Origin of the sequence: Cellulosimicrobium sp. 22598 (genome assembly GCF_052044445.1) — a bacterium.
In the GTDB taxonomy this organism is placed as follows: domain Bacteria; phylum Actinomycetota; class Actinomycetes; order Actinomycetales; family Cellulomonadaceae; genus Cellulosimicrobium; species Cellulosimicrobium cellulans_G.
In genome coordinates this window covers 204,424-220,499 of the sequence record NZ_JBQEMZ010000004.1, presented here as the reverse complement: position 1 = coordinate 220,499, position 16,076 = coordinate 204,424, and the positions used below count along the sequence as shown (strand labels likewise).

Annotated in this window: 13 protein-coding genes; 11 read left to right on the top strand and 2 right to left on the bottom strand. The window is 73.3% G+C overall.

All coding sequences use genetic code 11. From position 1 onward, the window contains the following. The first annotated feature begins 195 nt into the window (after nt 1-195). The 6 genes from ACTJIY_RS06475 to ACTJIY_RS06450 all read left to right on the top strand — a co-directional run bounded on the left by ACTJIY_RS06475 (nt 196) and on the right by ACTJIY_RS06450 (nt 6,305). The gene (locus ACTJIY_RS06475; protein ID WP_440673453.1) at nt 196-1,083 is read left to right on the top strand and encodes an SIS domain-containing protein; all 888 of its coding nucleotides are present in this window, start codon (nt 196-198) and stop codon (nt 1,081-1,083) included. A 129-nt stretch (nt 1,084-1,212) separates the two neighbouring features. Continuing rightward, a complete protein-coding gene (locus ACTJIY_RS06470; protein WP_253054749.1) occupies nt 1,213-2,511 on the top strand; it encodes an ABC transporter substrate-binding protein in 1,299 nt (432 codons plus the stop codon). After that, on the top strand, nt 2,508-3,428 hold the full coding sequence (locus ACTJIY_RS06465; protein ID WP_253054747.1) for a carbohydrate ABC transporter permease: 921 nt from the start codon (nt 2,508-2,510) through the stop codon (nt 3,426-3,428). The genes ACTJIY_RS06470 and ACTJIY_RS06465 overlap by 4 nt, the downstream gene beginning before the upstream one ends. Further along, nucleotides 3,428-4,369 carry a carbohydrate ABC transporter permease gene (locus ACTJIY_RS06460; protein WP_253054742.1) on the top strand — a complete coding sequence of 314 codons (942 nt, stop codon included), beginning with the start codon at nt 3,428-3,430 and terminating at the stop codon, nt 4,367-4,369. The genes ACTJIY_RS06465 and ACTJIY_RS06460 overlap by 1 nt, the downstream gene beginning before the upstream one ends. Beyond that, on the top strand, nt 4,366-5,373 hold the full coding sequence (locus ACTJIY_RS06455) for a carbohydrate kinase family protein (RefSeq protein ID WP_440673454.1): 1,008 nt from the start codon (nt 4,366-4,368) through the stop codon (nt 5,371-5,373). Before ACTJIY_RS06460 ends, ACTJIY_RS06455 begins: the two co-directional genes overlap by 4 nt. Next, on the top strand, nt 5,370-6,305 hold the full coding sequence (locus ACTJIY_RS06450; RefSeq protein ID WP_440673455.1) for a 1-phosphofructokinase family hexose kinase: 936 nt from the start codon (nt 5,370-5,372) through the stop codon (nt 6,303-6,305). The genes ACTJIY_RS06455 and ACTJIY_RS06450 overlap by 4 nt, the downstream gene beginning before the upstream one ends. A 13-nt stretch (nt 6,306-6,318) precedes the next feature. Here the strand turns inward: ACTJIY_RS06450 and ACTJIY_RS06445 are convergent, their stop codons facing one another. Continuing rightward, nucleotides 6,319-7,176 (bottom strand): DeoR/GlpR family DNA-binding transcription regulator, encoded by an 858-nt coding sequence (locus ACTJIY_RS06445; protein WP_087470278.1) that lies wholly within the window; start codon nt 7,174-7,176, stop codon nt 6,319-6,321. A gap of 144 nt (nt 7,177-7,320) precedes the next feature. On the opposite strand from ACTJIY_RS06445, the gene ACTJIY_RS06440 reads away from it, so the two are divergent. From ACTJIY_RS06440 to ACTJIY_RS06430, 3 genes are all read left to right on the top strand, one after another. Further along, nucleotides 7,321-8,637: an alpha-glucosidase/alpha-galactosidase gene (locus tag ACTJIY_RS06440; RefSeq protein WP_440673456.1), complete on the top strand. Its 1,317-nt coding sequence runs from the start codon at nt 7,321-7,323 to the stop codon at nt 8,635-8,637. Beyond that, complete coding sequence (locus tag ACTJIY_RS06435) at nt 8,634-9,482, top strand: class II fructose-bisphosphate aldolase (protein ID WP_253054734.1); 849 nt, start codon at nt 8,634-8,636, stop codon at nt 9,480-9,482. The genes ACTJIY_RS06440 and ACTJIY_RS06435 overlap by 4 nt, the downstream gene beginning before the upstream one ends. Before the next feature lie 82 nt (nt 9,483-9,564). Beyond that, entirely contained in the window at nt 9,565-10,500 is a 936-nt protein-coding gene (locus ACTJIY_RS06430; RefSeq protein ID WP_440673457.1) for an endo alpha-1,4 polygalactosaminidase, read from the top strand. Nucleotides 10,501-10,543: 43 nt separating this feature from the next. On the opposite strand, the gene hrpA is transcribed toward ACTJIY_RS06430, so the two are convergent. After that, on the bottom strand, nt 10,544-15,241 hold the full coding sequence (gene hrpA, locus ACTJIY_RS06425) for an ATP-dependent RNA helicase HrpA (protein WP_440673458.1): 4,698 nt from the start codon (nt 15,239-15,241) through the stop codon (nt 10,544-10,546). 107 nt (nt 15,242-15,348) lie between these two features. On the opposite strand from hrpA, the gene ACTJIY_RS06420 reads away from it, so the two are divergent. Together ACTJIY_RS06420 and ACTJIY_RS06415 are read left to right on the top strand one after the other, a co-directional pair. Continuing rightward, nucleotides 15,349-15,636 carry a FitA-like ribbon-helix-helix domain-containing protein gene (locus ACTJIY_RS06420; protein WP_440673459.1) on the top strand — a complete coding sequence of 96 codons (288 nt, stop codon included), beginning with the start codon at nt 15,349-15,351 and terminating at the stop codon, nt 15,634-15,636. Further along, entirely contained in the window at nt 15,633-16,061 is a 429-nt protein-coding gene (locus ACTJIY_RS06415; RefSeq protein ID WP_440673460.1) for a type II toxin-antitoxin system VapC family toxin, read from the top strand. The genes ACTJIY_RS06420 and ACTJIY_RS06415 overlap by 4 nt, the downstream gene beginning before the upstream one ends. The last annotated feature ends 15 nt before the right edge of the window (nt 16,062-16,076 follow it).

Genomic DNA, 16,076 nt, shown 5'->3' with positions numbered 1-16,076 from the left:
GTCCCCGAGCATCTGCCCCCCGCGCGCAGATTTCACGGATGTTACGCGAACCGATCATCCAGAGTGAGTGAATGTGCCACTCTGCGTGACTATCGCGCAGACGATGAGCAGGATCTTGGGCATCGGGTCCGCGCCGCGCGGCACCCACCACCGCTGGACCCGGGGTCACGACCCCGCCGACGACAGGACAAGCACGTGAGCCCGAGCGCCGTCACCGAGCGAGAGATCCACAGCCAGCCCGACGTGTGGGCCAAGGCCCTCGCGGGCGGACCCGCCACCGGCTCCGTGCTCGGCGCGCCCGGCGAGCGCGTCCTCGTGCTCGGGTGCGGGACGAGCGCGTTCGTCGCCGAGGCGATCGCGGTCCTCCGTGAGGACGCGGGCCTCGGCGAGACCGACGCCGCGTACGCGTCGGAGTGGAACCCGACGCGTCCCTACGACCGCGTGGTCGTCATCAGCCGCTCCGGGACCACGAGCGAGTGCCTCGAGGCGCTCGCGGCCGTCCCCGCGGGAACGCGCACCGCCGCGGTCGTCGGGGTCGCGGGTACGCCCGTCGCCCTCGCGGCGGACGACGTCCTCGTGCTCGACCTCGCGGACGAGGAGTCGGTCGTCCAGACGCGGTTCCCGACCACCGTGCTCGCCGTCGCCCGCCAGGCGTTCGGCGAGGACCTCTCCGACCTCGTCGAGCAGGCCGAGCAGGCGCTCGTGGCGCCGCTGCCCGTCGAGCCGGGCGCGTTCGAGCACTTCGTGTTCCTCGGCCGCTCGTGGGCCTACGGCCTCGCGCAGGAGGCGGCGCTGAAGATCCGCGAGGCGGCGCAGGCGTGGTCCGAGTCGTACCCGGCGCTCGACTACCGGCACGGGCCGGTCGCCGTCGCGACCGCCGCGACGCTCGTGATCCTGCTGGGCGAGGACGACCCGGCGCTCGCCGACGACGTGCGGCGTACCGGCGCGACCGTCGTGCACCTCGAGGGGGACCCGCTCGTCCAGCTCGTGCAGTGCCAGCGCCTCGCCGTCGCCCTCGCCACCGACCGCGGCCTCGACGCGGACGCGCCGCGCCACCTCACCCGCTCCGTCGTCCTCGGCTGAGGACGACCCGCGACAGCCCGTCACCGACGGGGACGCAGTACCCGGACACTCGACGAAGAGACCGCCCAAGAGACAAGGCCGACAATGTTCCGTCATCCCACCCGCCGCCGTCCCGACCGTCCTCTCACCGTGGCCCGGGGAGCCGCCGGAGCGGTCGTCGTCTCCGGCGCGCTGCTGCTCGCCGCGTGCTCGTCCGGGACGCAGGGCGCCACGACCCTCGACCCCGAGGCCGACGTCACGCTCACGTGGTGGACCGGCCAGGCCGACCAGGCCCAGACGATCCTCACGGGCCTCGCCGAGGAGTTCGAGGAGCTCCACCCCAACGTGACGATCGAGGTGTCGTCGGGCGCGCCGTCGACGGAGGACCTGCTGCAGAAGCTGTCGTCCTCGTTCGCCGGCGGAACCTACCCGGACATCTCCTACGCGTTCGGCTCCTGGGCGAGCGAGCTCGCCGAGTCGGAGCGCACGCTCGACATCACCGACCAGGTGAGCGACCCCGACGTCGGCTGGGACGAGTTCTCCGGCGCCGCTCGCGCCACCGCCCAGCCGGACGGCGAGACCACCATCGGCTTCCCGGCCGTCGTCGACAACCTCTCCCTCCTGTACAACAAGACGGTGTTCGACGCCGCCGGCGTGGACTACCCGACCGAGGACTGGACGTGGGACGACTTCCGCGCCGCGGCGAAGGAGCTCACGGACCCCGCGACGAGCACGTACGGCTACGCCTACGGGGTCTCCGGCTCCGAGGAGACGACGTGGCAGTTCTGGCCGCACCTGTGGCAGCGGGGCGGGGAGATCCTCGACGAGTCCGGCACGACCGCGACGTTCGACTCCGACGCCGGCGTGGACGCGCTGACGTTCCTGCGCGACATGGCCGTCGAGGACGGGTCGGTCTACCTCGACCAGACCGACACCAAGTTCACGCAGATCTTCGCGAGCGACCAGATCGGCATGGTCACGTCCGGGCCGTGGACGCTGTACGACCTCCAGGTCGCGGGCACGCAGTACGGCGTCGTCCCCCTGCCGGCCTACGACGGCGAGCACACGACGATCTCCGGCGCCGACCTCTGGGTCCTGTTCGACCACCAGGACGCGAACCGTGAGCACTGGTCGTACGAGTTCACGAGGTGGCTGACCGACCCCGAGCAGGACGTGCGCTGGAACGTCGTCTACGGCAACCTCCCGCTGCGCGAGAGCGAGATCGACTCGCCGGAGTTCCAGGCACAGGTCGCGGCGATGCCCGGCCTGGACGTCATGGCGCAGAACAGCGAGAACGCGACGATCCCCCGCCCGACCGTGCCGGGGTACGTGAACCTCTCCGAGGCGGTCGGCACAGCGGTCTCGGAGGTCCTCCAGGGCAAGGGAGAACCGCGCGAGGCGCTCGAGCGGGCCGCCGACCGGTCGGACGAAGCGCTGGCGGACCAGTGACGACGACGATCGCGCCCACCCCCGTCCGGCGGCCCCCGCGGCGCCGCCGGACGGGGGAGGCGCTCGCCGGGTGGGGCTTCGTCACCCCGGCGACGCTCCTCGTCGTCGGCCTGTCGATCTTTCCCGCGGTCTGGGCGTTCCTGCTGTCGCTGCAGGACTGGAACGGCTTCTCCGCCCCGGAACCGGTGGGCGCGGACAACTACCGGCGCATGCTGACCGACGCCGAGCTGGGAGCGGCGGTAGGGCACACGCTCCTGTACACCGCGCTGTTCGTCCCGGCGTCGCTCTTCCTCGGGCTCGGTCTCGCGGTCGCGCTCAACCGCCGGCTCGTCCTGGTCGGGGTCTACCGCACCCTCGTGTTCCTGCCGTTCGTGGTCTCCGCGGCGGCCACCGGCATCCTCACGACCTACCTGTTCAACCCGCAGTTCGGGTTCGTGAACAACGTGCTGCGCGTCCTCGGCCTCCCGCAGCAGGGCTGGCTCGAGGACCCGTCGCAGGCGATGGTCGTCATCACGATCATGTCGTTGTGGGGGCAGGCCGCGTTCACGACCGTCATCTACCTCGCCGCGCTCCAGGACATCCCGGTCGAGCTCGCGGAGGCCGCCCGCGTGGACGGCGCGAACCGGTGGCAGTCGTTCTGGCACGTGACGTTCCCCCAGCTCGCCCCGGTCACGGTGTTCGTCGCCATCTGGCAGACGATCCAGGCGATCCAGCTCTTCGACCTCGTCTACACGACGACGCGCGGCGGCCCGCTCGGATCGACCGAGACGATCGTGTACTACCTGTGGAAGGCGGCGTTCAAGGAGCTCGAGTTCGGGTACGCCTCGGCCGTGGCGTACGGGCTGTTCGCCGTGACCCTGCTCATCACCATCGCCGTGACGCTCTACTCCCGCCGCACGAAGGTTGGTGGACTCTGATGTCGACGACCGTTCCCGGACCTGCCGCCTACGCCACGACGCCCGGCGGACCGCAGGCGGCGCCACCCGGCGCCCCGGACGGCCCGCTCCCCGCCACCACCACCGCCACCCCCGCACCGCGGCGCCGGCGGCGACGCGCCTGGCTGTGGCACCTGCTCCTCGTCCCCGTCGCCGCGCTGTTCGCGACGCCGTTCGTGCAGATGTTCCTCACGTCGCTCACGCCCGAGGCGGAGATCAACCGGTTCCCTCCGCGGTTCTGGCCCTCGCAGCTCACGCTCGACGGCTACGTCAAGCTCTTCACCGAGACCGACGTGCTGCGCTGGACGACGAACACCGTCCTCGTCTCGGTCGTCGCCGTCGCGTCGCACATCGTGCTGTGCTCGCTCGCCGGGTACGGGTTCGCGCGCCTCAAGTTCCCGGGCCGCACGTTCGGGTTCCTCGCGATCATGGCGACGATCATGATCCCGACCCAGCTCCTCATGGTCCCGACGTACGTCCTCTTCGCGCGCATCGGCATCATCGACACGCTCGCCGCCGCGATGGTCCCGTGGCTCGCGTCGGCGTTCGGGATCTTCCTCATGCGCCAGTTCTTCCTGTCGCTCCCGCCCGAGCTCGAGGAGGCGGCCGTCCTCGACGGGTGCTCCCGGCTCGCGACGTTCTGGCGGATCATCCTCCCGCTCGCGCGGCCCGCGCTCGCGACGCTCGCGATCTTCACGCTGCTCGGCTCGTGGAACGACCTCGTCTGGCCGCTCATCGCCATCAACGACCCGTCGTCGTTCACGCTCCAGCTCGGGATCACGAACTTCCAGGGCGCGCGCCGGACCGACTGGTCGCTGCTCATGGCGAGCAACGTCGTCGCGACCCTGCCGCTGGTGCTGTTCTTCCTGTTCGCCCAGCGCCAGTTCATCGCCACCATGACCTTCACCGGAGTCAAGGGATGACCACGCCCCACACCCTGCCCCACGGAACCGACCGGACGACTGCACGACCCGTCGTCGTGGTCGGCGACGCGAACGTCGACCTCGTGCTGCGCGGCGACGTCGTCCCGCGCTTCGGCCAGGCCGAGCAGCTCGCCGACTCCGGCGACCTCGTCCTCGGCGGCTCGGCCAGCATCGCGGCGGCCGGCGTCGCGCGCCTCGGGGTGCCGACGACGCTCGTCGCGCGCGTCGGCGCGGACACGTTCGGCACCTTCACGCTCGACGCGCTGCGCGCCGCCGGGGTGGACGTCTCCGCCGTCGACGTCGCCCACGACGAGCCGACAGGGCTCTCGGTCATCCTCTCCACGCCCGACGACCGGGCGATCCTCACGGTCCCGGGCACGATCCCGACCCTCACCGGCTCCCACGCGCTCGCCGTGCTCGACGGCTGGCACGGGCCGCCCGGCGTCGTGCACGTCGCGTCGTTCTTCCTCCAGCCGCGCCTCGCCGCGGACCTGCCCGCGGTCCTCGCGTCCGCACGCGCGCGGGGGTGGACGACGACCCTCGACACGAACTGGGATCCCGCCGAGCGCTGGACCGGGCTCGCGGACCTGCTGCCCCACGTGGACGTGCTGCTGCCGAACCGCAACGAGCTGCGAGCCGTCGCGGCGGCGTTCGGCGCGGGCGTGCGGGACGCGCCGCACACCGGCGATCCCGACGTCGCGCTCGCCCGGGCGGTCGCCGCGCGCGGCCCCCGCGTCGTGGTCAAGGACGGTGCGCGCGGCGGGTGGTCCGTGGGACCGGCCGGAGCCGACGTGCGTGCCCCGGGGCTCGCCGTGGACGTGGTCGACACGACCGGCGCCGGAGACAGCTTCGACGCCGGCTACCTCGCGGCCCTCGCGCACGGGATCGAGGACGAGACCGAACGCGTGCGCTGGGCGGCCTGCGCCGGCTCGTTGTCGACGCGCGGCCCGGGGGGCACCGGGGCGCAGGCCACGCTGGCCGCGCTGCGTGCCGCGCTCGCATGATCTCCGCGCTCGCCCTCAGCCCCTCGCTCGACGTCACGTACGTCGTCGACGCGCTCGAGGGGATCCAGCGCCCGCGCGAGGTCCGTCGCGTCGGCGGGGGGAAGGCGCTCAACGCGGTCCGCGCCGCGGCGTCGCTCGGCGCCCGCACGACCGCCGTCGCGGTCCTCGCCGGGGGATCGGGCGAGGACGTCGCGGCGAGGGCGAGAGCCGACGGCGTGGACCTGCGGGTCGTGCCCGGAGAGCACCCGACACGCACGTGCGTCTCGGTCCTGGCCGCAGAGACCGGTGCGCTCACCGAGATCTACGAGCGTGCCGTCCCGGTGGGGCCGGACACGCTCGACCGTGCCGTCGGGCTCGCGCTCGACCTCGCCACGCACCACGGCGGGTGGTGGCTGCTGTCCGGCGGCCTCCCCGGCACCATCGCGCCGAGCGTGGTCGGCGCGGTCGTCGGTCGGCTGCGGGCGGCGGGTGCCCGCGTCGCCGTGGACAGCCACGGTCCGGCGCTCGCGGGTGCCGTGGGGGAGGGGCCCGACCTGGTCAAGGTGAACCGGGTCGAGGCGGCGGAGCTGCTGGGCGTCCCCGAGGACACCCCGGGGTCAGCGCTCGTCACCGGGATCCGCGACCGGTCGGGCGGCCTCGTGGTCGTCACGGACGGCGCCGAGGGGGCGTGGGCGAGCGACGGCACGAGCGTCCTGCGCGTGCGGCTCGGGGGCCACGTCGGCCGCTTCCCGGTGGGGAGCGGCGACTCGTTCCTGGGCGGGATGCTCGTCGCGCTGGACACGGGGGCCTCCCTCGCCGCGGCGGTCGCGCTCGGTGCCGCCGCGGGCACGGCCAACGCCCAGGTCCCCGGTGCGGCCGTCCTGGACGCGGACCTGGCCCGCCGTCTCGTCGGCGAGGTCGAGGTCGAGGCCGTGGCGCTCCCGGTGCCGTAGACCCGCTGCGGGGTCAGAGCGGCGTGGTCGGCCCCTCGGCCGGCTGCACGGCCGTGACCGGGCCGTCGTCGGGCACGACCTGGACGTCGACGCCGGCCGCCGCGATCGCGTCGAGGGCCTCCGGGTCGGCGGACGAGTCCGTCACGAGCACGTCGATCTCCTCGAGGTCCGCCATCTTGGCGAGCGTCACGCGCCCCACCTTCGACCCGTCCGCGACCACGACGACGCGCTCGGCGTGCGCGACCATCGCGTGGTTGGTGCGCGCCTCGGTCTCGTCGTGCGTCGTCGCGCCGCCGCGCACGCTGATGCCGTCCGTGCCCAGGAAGGCCGTGCCGACGTTGATCGCGTTGAACGTGTGCTCGGCGAGCACGCCGACGGCCTCCAGCGAGCTCGACCGGACGAACCCGCCGGTCATGATGACCTGCAGGTTGCTGCGCGCGGCGAGCTCGGTCGCCGTCGTCAGGGCGTTCGTGGCGATCGCGAGGTCGGGTCGCGTCGCGAGGGCGCGCGCGACGGCGGCCGCCGTCGTGCCGCCGCTGATCGCGACGGAGTAGCGCCCCGGCGGGAGCAGCCCGGCGGCGTGCTGGGCGATGCGCAGCTTGGCCTCGCGGAACCGGGAGTCGCGCAGGAGCACCGGGACCTCCGTCGTGGGGTCGAGGGCGCGCACCCCGCCGTGCGTGCGGAGCACGAGGCCCTGCTCCTCCATGTCCGCGAGGTCGCGCCGCATCGTGGCCGAGGACACGCCGAGCTCGCGGACCAGCTCCGTGAGGCGTGCCGTGCCGTGCTCGTTGACGTACGTCAGCGCCCGCATCATGCGGTCGCTGCGCTTGTGGGAGATCGCGCGGGGCGCGGCGTCGGGTGCGACGGACATGCGCTTCCTTCCGGCGGTTGTGGGGCGGACGCCCGAGGCCCTCGGCGCCCGGACAAGGCAAATCGCTCATTCAAAGTGAGTGTTATCAGCGAAATCTGATCGTATTCTTGCACAGTGCGCTCGACGGCGCCGAGGATCGTCGACATGGTCAGCATCGCGTTCGTCGGCGCCGGGAGCGTCGTCTTCACCCGCCAGCTCGTCGCCGACATCCTGCGCTACCCGGAGCTCGCCGAAGCCCGCCTCGTGCTGCACGACATCGACCCCGAGCGGCTCCGCGTCGCCGAGGGCACCGCGCGTCAGGTGAGCCGCCAGCTCGGGGCGTCGGCCACCGTCGAGGCGTACGCCGACCGTCGCCAGGCCCTCGACGGTGCCGACTTCGTCGTCAACATGATCCAGGTCGGCGGCATCGACGCGACGCTGAAGGACCTCGAGATCCCCGCGCGCCACGGACTGCGCCAGACCATCGGCGACACGACCGGCGTCGGTGGCGTGTTCCGCGCGCTGCGCACGTTCCCGGTGCTCGAGGGCATCGCGACCGACATGCGCGAGCTGTGCCCCGAGGCGTGGCTGCTCAACTACACGAACCCGATGGCGATGAACGTGTGGTGGGTCTCCACCGTCGCTCCCGACCTCAAGGTCGCCGGGCTCTGCCACTCCGTCTACTGGACGGCGCACGACCTCGCGGAGCTCGTGGGCGTCCCGGTGGAGGAGACGCGGTACCGGGCCGCGGGCGTCAACCACCAGGCGTGGCTGCTCGAGTGGGAGCACCAGGGCGAGTCGCTGTACCCCCGGCTGCGCGAGACGATCCGCCGCGACCCCGGGCTCGAGCGTCGCGTCCGGGTCGAGGTCTTTCGTCGCCTCGGCTACTACCCGACGGAGACGAGCGAGCACTCCTCCGAGTACCTGCCGTGGTTCCTCCGCTCCGACGAGCAGATCGAGCGCTACCGCCTGCAGCCGCTCGAGTACGTCGGCATCAGCCGGGAGAACGTCGCGGAGTTCGAGGCGGCGCGGCGTGCGCTCGCCGCCGGCGAGGACCTCGCGCTCGAGGACGGCGCGAGCGAGTACGCGCCCCAGATCATCCACTCGCTCGTCACCGGGACGCCGCGCGAGGTGCACGTCAACGTCCCCAACCACGGGCTGATCGACAACCTGCCCCAGGGCGCGGTCGTCGAGGTCCCGGCGGCGGTCGACGGCGACGGCCTGCGCCCCGTGCCGATGGGCTCGCTCCCGGCCCAGTGCGCGGCGCTCAACCAGCCGTACGTCTCGGTCGGCGCGCTCACCGTCGAGGCGGCGCGCACCGGCGACCCTCGGCTCGTGCGCCAGGCCGTGCTCATGGACCCGAACGCGTCCTCGACCCTCACCCCCGAGCAGATCTGGGCCCTGTGCGACGAGCTCGTCACGGCGCACGGCGACCTGCTCCCCGAGCCGCTCCGCGCCCTTGTGCCGGCAGGTGCCCTGTGACCCTGGCCGCGACGGGGAACCTCGTCGCTGCGGCGGCGCGCGACGGCGGCGCCGTGCTCGCGTTCAACGTCATCACGCTCGAGCACGCCGAGGGCATCGTCGCCGGCCTCGAGGACGCCGGGGCTCCCGGCATCCTGCAGATCAGCGAGAACGCCGTCCGCTACCACGAGGGCCGCATGACGGCCCTGGTCGCGGCCTGTCGCGAGATCGCCGTCGCGGCACGCGTCCCCGTCTCGCTGCACCTCGACCACGTCCAGGACGTCGACCTCGCGCGTCAGGTCGTCGACCAGGCGTGGCGTCTCGGAATCACGTCGATCATGGTCGACGCCGCCCACCTCGACTACGCGGACAACGTCGCCACGACCCGCGACCTCACCCGGTCCGCGCACGACACCACGCTGTGGGTCGAGGCCGAGCTCGGCGAGATCGGCGGCAAGGACGGTGCGCACGCACCCGGCGTGCGGACCGACCCGCACGAGGCGGCGTCCTTCGTCGCGGCGACCGGTGTCGACGGGCTCGCCGTCGCCGTGGGCAGCTCCCACGCCATGACGAGCACGACCGCGGAGCTCGACCTCGACCTCGTCGAGCGGATCGCCGCGGAGGTCCCCGTCCCGCTCGTGCTGCACGGGTCGTCCGGTGTCCCTGCCCCGATGCTGCGCGACGCCGTCGCGCGGGGGATCCGCAAGATCAACGTCGGGACCGCGCTCAACGTCGGCTACACGCGTCAGGTGCGAGACTTCCTCGACGCGCACGACGCCGTCACCGACCCCCGCAAGTACCTCGCCCCGGCGCGGGGGGCCGTGCGCGACGCCGTCGACCGGCTCTGCACGCAGGTGTTCGCCTGACACCTCGGACCGTCCTGCATCTCCTGATCGGCACCCCCACCATGGCGCGCGGGCAGCGCGTCACGACGAGAGGAACGAGCACATGAGACGAACGACGACCGGCCTGGCACTCGGCTCGGCGCTGGTGCTGACCGCGTGCGCGGGCGGCCCCGCCGTCGGCGGCACGAGCCCCGTCCCGGACACGGCGCGCACGACCACGACCGACGCGACGACCGCGGCGCTGGTCGAGCTGCCGCCCACGAGCGGGGTCCTCGACTACCAGCTCGGCGGCGCGTACGACGAGGTCGACGCCGGTTCCGGTCCGGTGACTCCCGACGTCGTGGTGCGCGACGCGACGGCGGCGCCGCTCTCCGGTGCGTACAACGTCTGCTACGTGAACGGCTTCCAGACGCAGCCCGACGACGCCGACCTGTGGCTCGCGCACGAGGACCTGCTGCTGCACGACGCCGACGGCGTGCTCGTCGTCGACCCGGACTGGCCGGACGAGTTCGTGCTCGACCCGTCGACCGCGGCGCAGCGCGACGGGATCCTCGACATCCTCGGTCCGGTGGTCACCGGCTGCGCGGGCGACGGGTTCGACGCGGTCGAGATCGACAACCTCGACACCTGGACCCGGTTCGCCGAGATCGACGAGGCCGGCGCGCACGCGCTCGCCACGGCGTACGTCGACCTCGCGCACGACGCCGGGCTCGCCATCGCGCAGAAGAACGCCGCGGAGATCACGCAGGTCGCGCACGACGACCTCGGCTTCGACTTCGCCGTGACCGAGGAGTGCGCCGTCTGGGACGAGTGCGCCGCGTACACCGACGTGTACGGCGACCACGTGCTGCAGGTCGAGTACCCCGGCCCGCTCGCAGGCGAGGGGCTGACGTTCGCCGACGCGTGCGCCCTGCCCGACCGCGCACCGCTCACCGTGCTGCGCGACCTCTACCTCGTCACGCCCGACACGGACGTGAGCGGGTTCGACCCCGTCGAGGAGACGGGCGAGCCGTACTCGTACGTGTTCGAGACCTGCTGACGGCGAGGCGGCGGGCGGCGCCCGCGCCGTGCGCGGCCTCGTGTCACCAGCCGTCGGGTGTGAGGAGCTTGCGGATGCGCTTCTCGCTCACCGGGCCGTCCGTGCCGAGCTGCTGCGCGAACAGCGACACGCGCAGCTCCTCGACCAGCCACCGGACCTCGGCCAGGTCGGCCGCGCGGACCGGGTCGGCCGAGCCCTGGGCGTAGGCGGCGCGGGCGCGCTGGTACGCCTCCTCGACGTCGTGCACGCGCCACGCGAGCTCGGCGTCGCGGTTCGGGTTCGTCTGCGCCTTCTCCAGCCGGTACGACGCCGCGCGCAGGTAGCGCGTGAGGTGCGGCAGGCGTCGGGGCGGGGTCTGGGACACGAAGCCGTCGTGGATCAGGCCCGCGGCCTGGTCGCGCAGGTCGGTGAGCGTGTTGAGCAGCGCGAGGCTGTTCGACGCGCGGATCTCCGCGTCGAGGTTCCGCGACGCCGTGAGCGCCGCCACGACGTGCCCTACCACCTGGTGCACCTGGTCCTCCAGGTGCACCCGGACGAACGTCCGCGCCGCCGCGTACGCCTCGCCGTCGTGGATCGCCGTGGCGTCCGGCTGCGTGCCGTACTGCCCGCTGCCCCCGCTCGTCAGTGCGATCACCGCGGCGAGCTGGAGGTCCGCGACGAGCGCGTCCGTGTTCCGGTACGGGCTCGCCGCCATCGTGAGCGACTGCGTCCCGTTCCACCGACTGGTGATCCTGCCGGTCTGCAGCGCCGTCTCCGACAGCAGCAGACGCCGCACGCCGCGCGCGTGCTCGCGCGCCTGCGCGGTCGCGTCGGCGAGCACGCGCAGCGCGACGACCGGCTTCCCCTTCGCGTCCTGCTCCTCGACGACCGCCGGGTACCCCCGCACCACGACCCCACCCCCGAGGTCCGTCGACACGGTGCTGGGCAGCGTCCCGTCAGGGAGGCTTGCGGGCCACGTCGTGAGCCCGTTCTGCTCGGTGATGAGCACGCTCGTGGTCGCGGCAGCGGCTGCCGCGCGCCCGGAAGAGCCGGTCGCCGAGGGTGAGACGGCGCCGTCGGCCCCGATGGTCCCACCGCTGGCGGACGGCGAGCCGGACGCGGAGGTGGTGGAGGGGGCGTCGGATGCGAAGGGCGTGGCGGGCCTGGCGGGAGCGCCGTGAGGAACGAGCGGCGCGGATGGTAGCCCGAGCACCGACGCCCCCTCCGCCGCCGGACCCGACCCAGAGACCGACGTTCCCGACCCCGACGCCGCTTCGCGAAGAGCAGCGCCCACCGCGCCCTTGACCGCCGCGCGGACCGCCGCCTGGTTCTGGGCGGCGAGACGGCGCTGGAGGGCGAGGAGGTCCTTCGACTCGTCCAGGACGACGGAGCCGCGACCGCGGGTGTCCTCGACGCGGAACGTCATGCGCAGGTGCGCGGGGAGGCGCGCCTCCTGCTCGGGGCCCCACGCGTCGTCGGGGATGACGACGTCGCGCAGCGCCCGGACGGCGCGCGTGAACGCGACCGGGAACGGCTCGGCCATGTCGCCCGCGCGGGCCATGTCCTCCCAGGCGGGCGTGTGCTCGCGGAGCCAGGCGACGACGTCGCGCGCGACGTCCGGTGCCGGGACGAGCTGGACGCGGACCGGCTTGGGCAGCGAGCGGATCGTCGCCGTGGCGAGCTCGTCGAGCAGGCCCGGCACCATCCAGTCGAACCCGTCGGGGACGACGCGGTTGAGCACGGAGATCGGGACGTGCACGGTCACGCCGTCGGCCTCGGTCCCGGGCTGGAACTGGTAGGTGAGCGGGAGCGTGAGCTCGCCCTGCGGCCAGGTCTCCGGGAATTGCGACGTGTCGACCTGCTCGGCGTCGGGCACGAGCTGTTCGAGCGTGAAGGTGAGCAGGTCGGGGTCGCGGCGCTGCGCCGTCTTCCACCAGCGGTCGAAGTGCGCGGCGGACACGACGTCGTCGGGCACGCGCTCGTCGTAGAAGTCGAACAGCACGTCGTCGTCGACGACGAGCCCGCGCTGGCGCGAGCGCGCCTCGAGCTCCTCCGCCTCGGCGAGGAGCTTCCGGTTGTCATGGAAGAACCGGTGGTGGGTCGTCCACTCGCCCTGCACGAGCGCGTGCCGCACGAACATCTCGCGCGCGGCCTCGGGGTCGACCTTGGCGTAGAGGACCTTGCGGTCCGCGACGATCGGCACGCCGTACAGCAGCACCTTCTCGGTCGCGATCGCCGCGCCGCGCTTGGTCGACCAGTGCGGCTCGGAGTACGTGCGCCGCGCGAGGTCGCCCGCGAGGTCCTCGGCCCACTCGGGCTGGATCCGGGCGACGTCGCGCGCCCACAGCCGCGACGTCTCGACGAGCTCGCCCGCCATGATCCAGGCCGGCGGCTTCTTGCTCAGCGGCGAGCCGGGGAAGATCGCGAACCGTGCGCCGCGCGCGCCGGTGTACTCGTTGCGCGCCTGCTTCTGCGCGCGCCGCAGCGCTTTGGCACGCGCCTCGCCCTTGAGGTGCGCGACCGACGACGCCTTCACGTCGCCCGTGTCCTGCATCCCGATCTGCGACAGCAGGCCGGACAGGAGCGCCTTGTGGATCGTGTCGCCGTCCCAGGCGCGCTTGTAGGCCTGGCTGTCGGGAGTCGGGTCGGGGGCGGTGGTCGGGTCCGCCGCGACTGCGCCCGAGGTGCTCGGGCTGCCGGCCGCGCCGCGTGCGCGCGGCTTGTACGACATGTCGATGCCGAGGGGCTTGGACATCTCGCGGAGCTGCGCGACGACGTCCTGCCACTCGCGGATGCGCAGGAAGTTGAGGTACTCGGCCTTGCACAGGCGGCGGAAGGCCGACGACGAGAGCTCGTGCTGCTGCTCGCGGACGTACTCCCAGACGTTGAGGTAGGTGAGGAAGTCGGAGTGCGGGTCGGTGAAGCGCGCGTGCGCCTGGTCGGCCTGCGCGCGGACCTCGGCGGGGCGCTCGCGCGGGTCCTGGATCGACATGACGGCGGCGATGATCGCGACCTCGCGCGCGACGCCGAGCCTCGAGCCCTCCCAGATCATGCGCGCGAGGCGCGGGTCCATGGGGAGCTGCGCGAGGACGCGCCCGACCTCGGTGAGGCGCGCGACGCCGTCGGACGTGGCGAGGGCGCCGAGCTCGGTGAGGAGCTGGACGCCGTCGCGCACGGCGCGCGTGTCCGGGGGCTCGACGAACGGGAAGCGCGCGACCTCGTCCGGGGTCTCGACGACGCCGACGGAGATCATCTGGAGCAGCACCGACGCGAGGGAGGTGCGCAGGATCTCCGGCTCGGTGAACTCCGGCCGGGAGAGGAAGTCGTCCTCGGAGTAGAGACGCACCGCGATGCCGTCGGCGACGCGGCCGGAGCGGCCGGAGCGCTGGTTCGCGCTCGCCTGCGAGACGGGCTCGATCGGCAGGCGCTGGACCTTCGTCGCCTTGGAGTAGCGCGAGATGCGGGCCGTGCCGGGGTCGACGACGTAGTGGATGCCCGGCACGGTGAGCGACGTCTCGGCGACGTTCGTCGCGAGCACGATGCGCCGCGAGGAGTGCGCCTGGAACACGCGGTGCTGCTCGGCCGACGACAGCCGCGCGTACAGCGGCAGGATCTCGACGCGCTGCGGGTGCTTCGGGTCGGTCACGCGGTCCTTGAGGTGGCCGGTGAGCGCGTCGGCGGCGTCGTGGATCTCGCGCTCGCCCGAGAGGAACACGAGGATGTCGCCGTGCCCCTCGCGCATGAGCTCGTCGCACGCGTCGACGATGCCTGTCACGAGGTCCTTCTCCTCGGCGCCGGCGCGCCCCTTCGCCTTCGTGCCGGTGCCGGTGGAGGCGCCGGGGTCGACGTCGGGGGACAGCGGCCGGTATCGGATCTCGACCGGGTAGGTGCGGCCGGACACCTCGACGACGGGCGCGGCGTCGGGCAGCGCGTCGACGACGTAGTCCGGCGCGCCGCCGAGCGACGCGAGGTGTGCGGGGGAGAAGTGCTGCGCGAATCGCTCGGAGTCGATCGTCGCCGACGTGATGACGAGCTTGAGGTCGGGGCGGCGCGGCAGGAGCCGCGCGAGGTAGCCGAGCAGGAAGTCGATGTTGAGCGACCGCTCGTGCGCCTCGTCGACGATGATCGTGTCGTACGCGAGCAGCTCCGGGTCGCGCTGGATCTGCGCGAGCAGGATGCCGTCCGTCATGACCTTGACGAGCGTGTCCTCGCTGGAGGTGTCGGTGAACCGCACCTGGTACCCGACGACGCCGCCCAGCTCCGTGCCGAGCTCCTCCGCGATGCGCTCGGCGACGGTACGCGCGGCGATGCGGCGGGGCTGCGTGTGCCCGACCTGCCCCGCACGGCCCCGGCCGAGCTCGAGCGCGATCTTGGGGAGCTGCGTCGTCTTCCCGGAGCCCGTCTCGCCCGCGACGATGACGACCTGGTGGTCGCGGATCGCGGCGGCGATGTCCGCGCGTCGGGCGCTGACGGGGAGCTGCTCGGGGTACGTGATCGGCGGGACCGTCACGGTCTCGCGCGCCTGCGCGGCCCGCTCGAGCTGCGCGCGGCTCACCTGTCGCGGGCCCGACGTCGCCCGCTCGCCCGGGCTGCGCCGCGCCGTCGTGCCGGTCGTCGGGGTGCCCGACGTCGGGCGGTCGCCCCGCCCGCGGCCACGGCGGTTGCCGCGGCGCCGACGACCGTCGCGCGGGGTGCCCTCGGCGGCGCCGCCCTGCTGGGGAGGGCGCGCGTCAGGCGGGTTCGCTGCGGGCTCGGTACTCACGACGGTCCATTCTCTCAACCTGCCGCAACTTCATTGCTCCCGAGGGCGGGACGACCCTGGTGGGCAGTGCTGTCGTTTTGCTAGCGTGGTGATCGGAGGTGGTCGAGATGGCGACGCTGACGATCCGAGGGCTCGACGACGACGTGCGCGAGCGGCTGCGAGCGCGTGCCGCAGAGCACGGCCGGTCGATGGAGGCGGAGATCCGCGCGATCCTCACGTCTGCGGTGACGGCACCGAGCGGGCTGGAACGCGGGCTCGGCACGTTCATCCACAGCTCGTTCGCCGACGCCGGGCTGACGGTCGAGCTCGACCTGCCCCCGCGCTCGGAGCACGGACGCGCCGTCGACTTCTCCGACGAGCCGGGCGGGCTGGACCGCGAGGTCGCGGACGCGTGATCGTCCTCGACACGAACGTCGTGTCCGAGGCGATCCGCCCGGTACCCGAGGCGCGCGTGCTCCGCTGGCTCGACGCGCAGGCTCCGGAGGCGCTGTGGATCACGGCCGTCACGGTCGGCGAGATCGTCCACGGCGTGGCTCGGCTGCCCGAGGGGCGGCGCCGGGACCGCCTCGCCGCGCTCGTCGAGGAGCACGTCACCACGACCTTCTCGGGCCGGGTGCTCGCGTACGACGCCGACGCCGCGCGGGTCGGGGGCACCCTCCTCGCGCTCCGCGAGCGAGCGGGGCGGCCGACGACCATGGCCGACGCGCAGATCGCCGCGATCTGTCGCGTGCACGACGCGACGCTCGCGACGCGCGACGTGCACGACTTCGTCGGCACCGGCGTGGCCGTCGTCGACCCGTGGGGCGCGGGGCCGTCCTGACCCTTGTGCCGGCGG

What these genes read in the sequence shown, in the direction of transcription:
- ACTJIY_RS06440 (WP_440673456.1), top strand. Translation starts at nt 7,321, where the DNA reads ATGGTCAGCATCGCGTTCGTCGGCGCCGGGAGCGTCGTCTTCACCCGC.
- ACTJIY_RS06420 (WP_440673459.1), top strand. Translation starts at nt 15,349, where the DNA reads ATGGCGACGCTGACGATCCGAGGGCTCGACGACGACGTGCGCGAGCGG.
- ACTJIY_RS06430 (WP_440673457.1), top strand. Translation starts at nt 9,565, where the DNA reads ATGAGACGAACGACGACCGGCCTGGCACTCGGCTCGGCGCTGGTGCTG.
- ACTJIY_RS06445 (WP_087470278.1), bottom strand. Translation starts at nt 7,176, where the DNA reads ATGTCCGTCGCACCCGACGCCGCGCCCCGCGCGATCTCCCACAAGCGC.
- ACTJIY_RS06450 (WP_440673455.1), top strand. Translation starts at nt 5,370, where the DNA reads ATGATCTCCGCGCTCGCCCTCAGCCCCTCGCTCGACGTCACGTACGTC.
- ACTJIY_RS06460 (WP_253054742.1), top strand. Translation starts at nt 3,428, where the DNA reads ATGTCGACGACCGTTCCCGGACCTGCCGCCTACGCCACGACGCCCGGC.
- ACTJIY_RS06455 (WP_440673454.1), top strand. Translation starts at nt 4,366, where the DNA reads ATGACCACGCCCCACACCCTGCCCCACGGAACCGACCGGACGACTGCA.